Here is a 9,292-nt window from a genome sequence, read left to right as displayed (position 1 = left end):
CGGGCGCCAAAACCAGCATCTTTCTTCTGTGCTGTAAGCTGTCTTCCAGTCCCGGTGTTTTCCTCTGCGTGACGTTCGGGCGCGAAAATCAGCACCTTTCTTCTGTGCTGTTAGCTGATTTCCAGTTCCGGTGTTTTCCTCTGCGTGGCGTTCGGACGCCAAAGCCAGCATCTTTCTTCTGCGCGGTTAGCTACCGTTTAGTTTCGGTGGTTTACCCTGTGTGGCGTTATGGTATTCATTTTGGCCTTCAGCGCCTGTCCGGACGGCTGAAATTTCCCGATGCGCGCTTGCGTTCTGTTTTACGGCCTTTATCCATAGCACAATCCTCTGTGCGGTTTATTTGACCATCAGCGTTGGTTATCTTCGTACTAGTCTTAGCGATAAACCCGCGCAGAATGCCGCTCCCAGGGCATCCCCTAACAAAAATGTTTCTAAATGTTTCATTAATTCCGACGATGAGTGTGAGGTCAATCGCATTAAAAAACAAAAGCGCTGATTTTGATCCTTTTTTTCCGGTTAAAAATGCTGCCTGATCGGGGGATGACCAGAGTAAATAATTGGCACTTTTTAATAAGGTTTTTTTTGTTCTGTTTTTTTACCCCCGGATATATCAATCGGCAGAAAAAAGGTTATTTACGAACGCATCAAAAATAGAGAAAATACATTCAAGCAATGCAACAGGACGTTTTACCGGTTCATTCTGATTGGTGCTTTGCTTAAATCCCCTCTCGATGAAAGGCGTGATCTTTAGTTGCCATATGTCGGGAAACCTGGTGACTAAACTATATTACTGTGGCAATTAAACAGTACATTAGTTGTCATATGTGATGTAAAACCACTATTTCGATTGCCACCTTGGGTGGCATTTTTTTTTGCTTTTTTTCAGTGCGTTAAGCAAGAAAGGCAAGCAGAAGCTCAACAAAGACAGGAAACAAGGGAAAGGTCTGCATATTTTTCTCAGCACGCAAACTGGAAAATTAAAATGCAAAGAGGAAATATAAAAAAGGTAAACATCAGGAATGGGAATTACTGTAATTCAAAAAAAACAGGAGATATAACACACCATAAAAATATCCATTTAATATTTTAATGGATATATTCTGATGGTTTTATCTTATTAGCGAAAAAAATAGATGGCAGCGTGTTTGGCAATGACTGCGGAGGCGTATTCTACCGTATCTTTTTTAATCGTCCAGTTTCTGCCGTCTGCGATGTTAACACTACAACCCATTGTTATAGTTAAACTTTATTGCAAAACCACGAAAAAACGATACCACAAGGCAAATTTTAATATCGTCAGCGTTAATTTTCCATGCCAATTTCCGATTTTAAACACCAAAACTAACGAAAATCACGACATTTTAAACCAGAAAAGCTACTCCTGTTGCGGTTGTATGCTCTCGGTAGGCTGCGACTCATCGGTCCATAGCCTTGTGAAATCGGGCCAGCTTTGCGGGTAGCAAAAAACCCCCTGCACGCTGGCAGGTGTTACAAGACGGTAGCGTTGCGCAAGCAGCGGCACGATCCAGCGGCGGTTACTGAGAAAGCGCATCAATCTTTTGACGCGCTGGCTGTAGCGCTCAGCAGGCCCGGCATTAATACGATCAAGAATGCTGATCCCGCGCCGCCAGACCGCTTCGCCCCAGAACCAGGCCCACATCACGCTATGACGGTATCGCTCTTCCATGCTGAAAGCATCATGCTGCTCAAAACGCAGAAAACCCATGCACAGATCCTGCTCGGCCCAGTTTTTATCCTGCAACAGCCAGTGCGTCACGCTTATCGGCGTCAACGTTACCTTGCACCCACGATAACGCAGGCTTTTTGCCAGCTCATCTACCAGTTTGCGCATCTCCGTTGAGCGGAAATAGACAAGATTCAGGCTATCCGGCAATAACGCCTGCACATCCGGCTCGTGGGTTGGCTGCAGCCACTCCGGCAGCGGGCCGAGCGTCTCTTCCCGCTCAATCAACCCCGCGCAAATACAGCGCGTAACGCGCCGGATAAACGCCTGCTGCTGCGCATTTAAACGCCCGCGTGCCTGGTTGAAGGTGACGTAGTAGAACGCGTCGGCATTATCCCGTTCGGTCATGGCTTCCGGCGCAATCATCGAATGAGGCGTATCCAGACGCACCAGCGCCGGCAGCGGTGCGACACTAAGCGGCGTGTTGTAAACAATCTCCGACGCCTGCGGTGTTTCACCATACCAGGACGCCGCGCGGGTAAGCACCAGTTGGCTGCTTGAGTGCTCACTCACTTTAAATGGCCCCAGGCCAATGGAGCCGTTGCGCGGATGCGGCAGCGCATAAACCGGGTTTGCCAGCCGGTAAAGCAGCATGTTGTCTCGCTGGCCGAGCTGCATCGTCAGCACATAATTTTCGCATTTCACGTCCATGACATGCGGCAGGCCAGGGCCACCGGCATAACGCTCGAGCGTCTGCCGAAGCTGCTCAGGCAGCACAGGCTCGCCGTTATGCCACACCAAGCCGCGACGCAGAATAAAACGCCAGCGCAATCCATCTTCACTGCAGGTGATGGTATGAGCAAGACCGGGGATCGGCGCAACTTGCTCAGGAATATGGCGCGCCAGACCGGCATGCACCATTTGTAAAATATGCCGCCCGGCGCGATCGGTGTGGATGGAAGGAATCGGCGCCAGCAGCGGCCGGTAGAAAGAGATGAAATAGCGAAAGCCATCGCTGGAATAGTGCGGCTGCGCCTGCACGGCCGCCATTTCGGTTTCCGATGCCGGGTACTCACCAGCCACCAGCGTCTCCAGCGCCGCCGCATTCATGCGGCATTGCAGTACGCCAAGCGCGCCGCGCCCCGGGCGGGAATTCCACACCAGCCAGCCCTCCTCCTGCATTTCATGGAGCAAAGAGCGCGCATAGCGCGACGTGCAGGCTAATGTATCGGCGATTTGTGCCAACGATACTTCATGGCGGTGGGTATTATAGCGGGTGAGCAGCCGATTATAACGGCGCAGCAAACTCCCTTTTTTAACGGCAGAGTTATAGAGCATTAAGGTTTCCCAGCGTCACACAAGGAAGTTAAAAGATGAGCCATCAGGCCAGAGGAAAGCCTCTTAAATGTAGCATATGAGAAAAAAGCCAGAATCGACGCCGCCGCATTCCGTGCGCTTTATAACCGTCCTCTAAGGGCAGTAATCATATGACAAACAAGGCTAAATGGGTAATTTTCATTTGAAACCCAGCCACTTTTTGTCAGGTTAACCAATTCAGATTTTTCATTGATTTTCTTTTCCAGCACACCATAAAAATGCACATGACGCAGCATTACGCGCCACGCTTGCCGGGAAAATAACGCTATTTTTTTAAAGCTGCGCGAAACTTTTGCCGGCATTCGAACGAACTGTATTTGAGCGTTAACTGACTTCCCCAACTGGAGCGCAACATGATCCCAATGAAAAAACTCGTTCTCAGCCTCGCCGCCGCTGCACTGTTAAACATCGCAAATGCCCACGCTGCCCTGCCCACCGGTTCGCAAGCACCGGACTTTAAATTGCAAGGCGCGCTGGCCGGAAAACCGCTCACCTTCTCGTTGCAGCAGGCACTGCAAAAAGGCCCGGTGGTGCTCTACTTCTTCCCGGCGGCGTTCAGCAAGGGTTGTACCATCGAAGCGCACGCCTTCGCCGAAGCGACGGACGATTTCAAAAAACTGGGCGCGACAGTGGTTGGTGTTACCGCTGGCAACACCGACCAGGTCGATGAATTTTCAAAACTGGAGTGTCGCGACAAATTCACCGTCACCGCCGATCCGGGCGCGAAAGTGGCGGCGCAATATGACACGCTGATGAAAATGAACGGCAAAACCCTCTCGGATCGCACCTCTTATGTGATCGCGCCGGATGGCAAAATCCTGCTGAGCTACACTGACAGAAACCCGGAGACGCATATTCAGAAAACGATGGAAGCGGTGAAACAGTATGCGAACACGCATTCGTAAACAGCCCCGTTAATGTCGTTATCCATCAGAGAATCGCTATGTTAACCGCCATGCTCGCCGCCTTCGCAGGCGGCATTATTCTCAACTTTATGCCCTGCGTGTTTCCCATCATTTCGCTGAAAGCGCTGGGGCTGCTGCGTCATACGCAACGTCCGGCGCAAACCCGCAAAGAGGGGCTCGCTTTTTTACTCGGCTGTGTGCTGACCATGCTGGCGCTTGCGGGCGTGTTGCTGGCGTTACGCGCCGGGGGAACCGCCGTGGGCTGGGGCTTTCAGTTGCAATCGCCGCTGGTGATCGCCTTTCTGGCGCTGGTTATTCTTGGTGCGGCACTCAATTTGCTCGGCGTGTTTGAGATCGGTCTGTCGGTGCAACGCGCCGGTGAGTTAACCATAGAACGCGGGGCATTTCTGCGTGCGGCGCTGACCGGTGCGCTCTCAATCATTGTCGCTACCCCGTGCGCGGCCCCGTTTATGGCGGGCGCCATCGGCTACGCGCTGGTGCAACCGCCCGCCGTGGCGCTGGCGATATTCGTCGCACTGGCGCTCGGTTTTACCGCGCCGTTTACGCTGATTTCACTGTTTCCGGCGCTCGGCAAATGGCTACCGCGCCCCGGCGCGTGGATGAATACGCTAAAACGCGGGCTGGCCTTTCCGATGTTTGGTGCCTTCGGCTGGCTGGTGTGGGTACTGGCGCAACAAGCGGGAACGACGGCGCTGGCGGCTATTCTGGCGGCGGCCGTGGTGGTCAGTTTCGCCGCCTGGCTTTACGGCATGGCGCAGCAGCGTCGGTTCGCCGGGCGCGGTCATAAAGTGCTGTTTGCGCTGACCGCAGCGCTATTGCTGGCCGCGATTGTTCCGCTGCCTTCGGTAGTGCAAAGCGGCGCACCGCTTACGGCGAGCAATACGGTAGAAGAGGTCAAATGGTCGCCGCAAACCGTGGCGGATAATCGCGGCCACGGCAAGGCTATCTTTGTCAATTTCACCGCCTCCTGGTGCATAACCTGCCAGGTAAATGAAAAGACCTCGCTCTCGACACAAGCCGTGAAAGAGGCGCTGGCGAAAACCGGCACGCTGTATATGGTGGCGGATTCGACCAAATTTAATGCTGATATTGATGATGCGCTGAACGAGCTGGGGCAAGGCAGTTTGCCGCTGTATGTGGTCTACCCGGCGGACGGCAGCGCACCGCATATTTTACCGCAGGTGCTGACCCCCTCAATTGTCGTCAACGCGCTCACGCAGGCCAGCGGTAAAAAAACCTGAAGGCGGGATATGGAAAAAAATGAGGCAGCGCGCGACGAATGGCCGCAGCTGATGGCGCTGGCGCAGTCCGGCGACAGTCAGGCCTATACGCGGCTGCTCAAAGCGCTGGTGCCGGTTATCCGCTCGCTTGCACGCAAACATATCGCCGACGAGGAGCTGGTGGAAGATGTGATTCAGGATGTGCTGCTCACCGTACACCGGGTACGGCACACCTACGATCCGGGCGCACCTTTTCTGCCATGGCTGATGGCGATAGCCAACGCCCGCGCGGTGGATGCCCTGCGCAAACGCGGTCGCCACCAGCAGCGCGAAATCGCCAGCGAGACGGATATTCCCCTGCTTGCCACCAGCATGGAACCGCCATCACACGACGAGCTGGCAGTGCTGCTAAATCAGCTTCCTGCGCGCCAGCGGGAGGTGGTTGAACATGTTCACCTGCGCGAAATGACGCTGGCATAAACCGCGACGCAGCAAAATTTGACGGTCGCCGCCGTGAAATCTCTGTTGCATCGCGCCCTGAGCAACCTTCGTCGGTTAGGAGCACACCATGGCCGATCATGAACTGTTAATTGAACAACTGGGGCGCTCCATCGCCCCGGTAAAACGCCCCTTCCAGCCGGGCTGGCGGGCGCTAAGCTGGGTGGCGCTCGCGCTGCCCTGCGGGGTTATAGCGGGTTTCGTGCTCAACCGCACGCTAACCGACTGGTCGCAGCCTGGTGCGTGGTGGGCGCTGATGCAGTTGCTGCTGACGTTTATCGCCGGGACGCTGGCGGTGCGTAACGCGTTTTTGTTGAGCATCGCCGGACGCAACGCGCTGGGCTGGAAATGGTTTACACCGCTGGCGGCACTGTGGCTTGCCGGTACGTTCAGTAATCTGCATCTGCACCGCGTGTTACCGGTAAGTACGGCGGTCGAAGGGCCAAACTGTTATTTGTTTATGGTGACGGTCAGCACGCCGATGGTATTGATAGTGATTGCTTACCTGCGCCGCACGCGCACGCTTTTCCCGGCGCGCAGCCTGGCGGCCGCAGGCGCGGGCGTCGCCTGCATGGCGCTGACGTTGCTTGCCCTTTGCCACCCGACGCACATCAGCCTGGCGGATTTGATGCTGCATATCGCCGCCTTTAGCACCATTATGCTGGCAACGATAGCGCTGGGCTACAAATGGGTGTCACTGCCGTAATGCGTAGCACGTACTGAACAGTCAGTACGTGCTTACATACTTAGCTTTTTTGCGGGAAGATCCACAGCTGTTCAGCGGGCAGCACCACGCGGTAGTTTTGCTGGTTGCGCTGCTGGGTGCCGTAAACACGGATCGCGAAATCATCGCCGGAGGTGCGGAACAGATACTCCCAGCGATCGCCCAGATACATGCTGGTGAGCATGGGCAAATCCAGCGAGTTATCCTGCGGCGAGTCCGCCAGTCGCAGGCTTTCGACGCGGATCACCGCCGTGCAATCCTGGCCCGCGCGTACGCCCGGCCCGGCAACGCCCCACAGCGCCCAGTTTGCCCCTTCAATCCTCGCCCTGCCGTTACTGACTTCGCTCACCTTGCCGTGCAGCCGGTTGTTGCTGCCCATAAACTCGGCGGTAAACAGCGTCGACGGCGTGGCGTACATCTCCTGCGGCGTACCTTGCTGCTCAATCACCCCGTTGTTGAGCAACAAAATGCGGTCGGAAATCGCCATCGCTTCATTCTGATCGTGCGTCACCATCAGCGCCGATAGCCCCAGTTTGACAATCAGTTCGCGCAGGAAAACCCTCGCCTCTTCACGCAGCTTGGCATCGAGGTTGGAAAGCGGTTCATCGAGCAAAATCACCGGCGGGTTGTAGACCAGCGCCCGGCCAATCGCCACACGCTGCTGCTGGCCGCCGGAAAGCTGGTGCGGATGGCGCTTGCCAAGCGTACCCAGCCCAAGCTGATCCAGCACGGTTTGCACGCGGGTGTTGATTTCCGCCGTACTCACTTTGCGCAGCTTGAGCGGGTAAGCGACATTCTCGAACACCGTTTTATGCGGCCACAATGCGTAGGACTGGAACACCAGGCCAAGATTGCGTTCCTCTGCCGGAACTTCACTACGCGGCGTACCGTCGTACACCACGTTATTACCAATGGTGATCCGCCCGTGGGTTGGTTTTTCCAGCCCGGCGACAGCGCGCAGCAGCGTGGTTTTGCCGCTGCCGGAAGGGCCAAGCAGCGACACCACTTCGCCGCGTTTCAGCTCCATCGAGACGCCTTTAAGCACCGCGTTATCACCGTAGGTCAGATGCAGGTTTTCTACCGCCAGCTCAATCATGTAATTTCACTCCAAAGCGCAGGGCCACACCAAGACCAATGACCACCAGCAGAATATTGATAAACGACAGCGCGGCGACAATATCAATCGCCCCTGCCGCCCACAGCGACACCAGCATCGAGCCGATGGTTTCCGTCCCGGGCGAGAGCAGATAAACGCCGGTTGAGTATTCGCGCTCAAAAATCAGAAACATCAGCAGCCAGGAGCCAATCAGGCCATAACGCGACAGCGGCACCGTCACATGGCGGGTCACTTGCCCGCTGGTCGCTCCCGTGCTGCGCGCCGCCTCTTCCAGTTCCGGCCCGACCTGCAACAGCGTGGAGGAGATAAGCCGCAGGCCGTAAGCCATCCACACCACGGTGTAGGCCAGCCAGACGCTAAAGATGGTGTTACGCAGCGAGCGCAGCCAGACAATCAGGTTTTCGCGCAGCCACTCGGCCACCGGCAACCCGGAAAGCCAGCCGTTTTTCAGCGACTGATCGAGCCACATCGGTAAAAACAGGAACACCCACAAAAATGCCAGACCGGCCAGCAGCCCAGGTACGGCGCGGGGAACCAGCACGCTGTAATCAAGAAACCGCGTCACGTTATCCTGCTTGCGGTGCATGGCAATGCTGACAAACAGATAACAGATCACCGCCAGCGCGCCACCAAAAATGCCAATCGCCATCGAGTTGACAATGGCGCGCAGCAGGTTGGGTTGCTGCCAGATATTGCGGAAGGTATCGAGCGACACTTCATCCCACAGGGAAACGCCAACCCCCCAGTTGGAGATAAACGCCCGCAGCACGACGCCAATCAACGGCACGCCGATGGTGACCGTCAACCAGGCTACCACCACCGCACCGGCGACCCAGCGCCATTTACCCAGCGGCAGCGCCCGCGCCTGCGAGGCTTTGCCTTTCATGGTGACAAAACGGTTGGCGGTGCGCATCAGGCGGCGTTGCAGCATCACCAGCGGAATAGTGATACAAATCAGCACCACCGCCACCGCTGCCATCAGGTGGTAAGAGGGCGTGCCCAGTTTATTGGTCAGTTTATACAGGTAGGTCGCCAGCACCATGTTGCCTTCCGGATCGCCCAGCACCAGCATCAGGCCGAACACCTCCAGCCCAAGGAAGAACAGCAGAACGCAGGCGTACAAAATTGACGGGCGCACCATCGGCAGGCTGACAGAAGTCATCACCTGCAACGGCGAAGCGCCAACCGTTCGTGCGGCTTCTTCCACGTCAGAACCGACGCTGCGCAGCGCCGAGGAGATATAGAGATAAGCGTGCGGGACGTGCGTTAGCCCGGCAATCACCACGATGCTGAACATCGAATAGATGTTCCATGGCACAAAGCCGATTAATTCCTGCGCCCAGCGCGAGAAAAAGCCCACCGGCCCGGCGGCCACCACGTAGCCAAAGCCGAGCACCATCGGCGAGACAAAAATAGGCACGAGGATCAGCGGCTCAATAAAACGGCGGCCCGGTAAATCGGTGCGCACCATCAAAAACGCCAGAATGCCGCCCAGTGGAATAGCGATAAACACCAGGCCAAAAGCGAGGATAAAGCCGGACTTCAGCGCCAGATAAAAATCCGGATCGGTAAAGATAAACTCGAAGGCTTCGAGACTCAGTTCCTTGGAGCGGACAAAAAAGGGCGCCGAGAGAAAACTCTGCACCACAATAAATAACAGCGGGATATAGATAACCAGCGCGGTAATTAACACAATGACGCCGCGCGGCAACCCCTGCCATTTTCTGCGCACACTATTCATACATC

8 protein-coding genes and 1 pseudogene are annotated in these 9,292 nt (G+C 55.5%); 5 read left to right on the top strand and 4 right to left on the bottom strand.

The genetic code is table 11. The features are described from left to right. A partial coding sequence (locus AAIG26_RS22975) for a hypothetical protein (protein ID WP_343182142.1) occupies positions 1-344 on the top strand: 344 nt, incomplete at its 5' end. A gap of 1,031 nt (positions 345-1,375) precedes the next feature. On the opposite strand, the gene AAIG26_RS22970 is transcribed toward AAIG26_RS22975, so the two are convergent. Together AAIG26_RS22970 and AAIG26_RS22965 are read right to left on the bottom strand one after the other, a co-directional pair. Next, a complete protein-coding gene (locus tag AAIG26_RS22970; RefSeq protein WP_343181563.1) occupies positions 1,376-3,022 on the bottom strand; it encodes an SgrR family transcriptional regulator in 1,647 nt (548 codons plus the stop codon). Between the two features lie 119 nt (positions 3,023-3,141). Next, on the bottom strand, positions 3,142-3,363 hold the full coding sequence (locus AAIG26_RS22965) for a hypothetical protein (protein ID WP_343181561.1): 222 nt from the start codon (positions 3,361-3,363) through the stop codon (positions 3,142-3,144). A 51-nt stretch (positions 3,364-3,414) separates the two neighbouring features. On the opposite strand from AAIG26_RS22965, the gene AAIG26_RS22960 reads away from it, so the two are divergent. From AAIG26_RS22960 to AAIG26_RS22945, 4 genes and pseudogenes are all read left to right on the top strand, one after another. Beyond that, entirely contained in the window at positions 3,415-3,966 is a 552-nt protein-coding gene (locus AAIG26_RS22960) for a peroxiredoxin (RefSeq protein ID WP_343181560.1), read from the top strand. A gap of 38 nt (positions 3,967-4,004) precedes the next feature. Further along, complete coding sequence (locus tag AAIG26_RS22955; protein WP_343181559.1) at positions 4,005-5,228, top strand: cytochrome c biogenesis protein CcdA; 1,224 nt, start codon at positions 4,005-4,007, stop codon at positions 5,226-5,228. Positions 5,229-5,237: 9 nt separating this feature from the next. Then, positions 5,238-5,789, top strand: a pseudogene (locus AAIG26_RS22950) (sigma-70 family RNA polymerase sigma factor). Continuing rightward, complete coding sequence (locus tag AAIG26_RS22945) at positions 5,776-6,411, top strand: DUF1109 domain-containing protein (RefSeq protein ID WP_020454876.1); 636 nt, start codon at positions 5,776-5,778, stop codon at positions 6,409-6,411. Before AAIG26_RS22950 ends, AAIG26_RS22945 begins: the two are co-directional and overlap by 14 nt. 40 nt (positions 6,412-6,451) lie before the next feature. Here AAIG26_RS22945 and AAIG26_RS22940 read toward each other — a convergent pair whose 3' ends face one another. Both AAIG26_RS22940 and AAIG26_RS22935 read right to left on the bottom strand, forming a co-directional pair. Further along, positions 6,452-7,525 (bottom strand): ABC transporter ATP-binding protein, encoded by a 1,074-nt coding sequence (locus AAIG26_RS22940; protein ID WP_020454877.1) that lies wholly within the window; start codon positions 7,523-7,525, stop codon positions 6,452-6,454. Beyond that, entirely contained in the window at positions 7,518-9,287 is a 1,770-nt protein-coding gene (locus AAIG26_RS22935) for an iron ABC transporter permease (RefSeq protein ID WP_343181558.1), read from the bottom strand. Before AAIG26_RS22935 ends, AAIG26_RS22940 begins: the two co-directional genes overlap by 8 nt. Positions 9,288-9,292: the final 5 nt, after the last annotated feature.

It is taken from the genome of Kosakonia sp. PSU_27 (assembly GCF_039409795.1).
In the GTDB taxonomy this organism is placed as follows: domain Bacteria; phylum Pseudomonadota; class Gammaproteobacteria; order Enterobacterales; family Enterobacteriaceae; genus Kosakonia.
The sequence above is the reverse complement of the archived record's forward strand: the minus strand, read 5'-3'. Positions and strand labels throughout refer to the sequence as shown.

Excerpts from the sequence above, each read along its gene's own strand:
- AAIG26_RS22970 (WP_343181563.1), bottom strand. The coding sequence starts at position 3,022 with ATGCTCTATAACTCTGCCGTTAAAAAAGGGAGTTTGCTGCGCCGTTAT.
- AAIG26_RS22965 (WP_343181561.1), bottom strand. The coding sequence starts at position 3,363 with ATGCCGGCAAAAGTTTCGCGCAGCTTTAAAAAAATAGCGTTATTTTCC.
- AAIG26_RS22960 (WP_343181560.1), top strand. The coding sequence starts at position 3,415 with ATGATCCCAATGAAAAAACTCGTTCTCAGCCTCGCCGCCGCTGCACTG.
- AAIG26_RS22955 (WP_343181559.1), top strand. The coding sequence starts at position 4,005 with ATGTTAACCGCCATGCTCGCCGCCTTCGCAGGCGGCATTATTCTCAAC.
- AAIG26_RS22945 (WP_020454876.1), top strand. The coding sequence starts at position 5,776 with ATGGCCGATCATGAACTGTTAATTGAACAACTGGGGCGCTCCATCGCC.
- AAIG26_RS22940 (WP_020454877.1), bottom strand. The coding sequence starts at position 7,525 with ATGATTGAGCTGGCGGTAGAAAACCTGCATCTGACCTACGGTGATAAC.
- AAIG26_RS22935 (WP_343181558.1), bottom strand. The coding sequence starts at position 9,287 with ATGAATAGTGTGCGCAGAAAATGGCAGGGGTTGCCGCGCGGCGTCATT.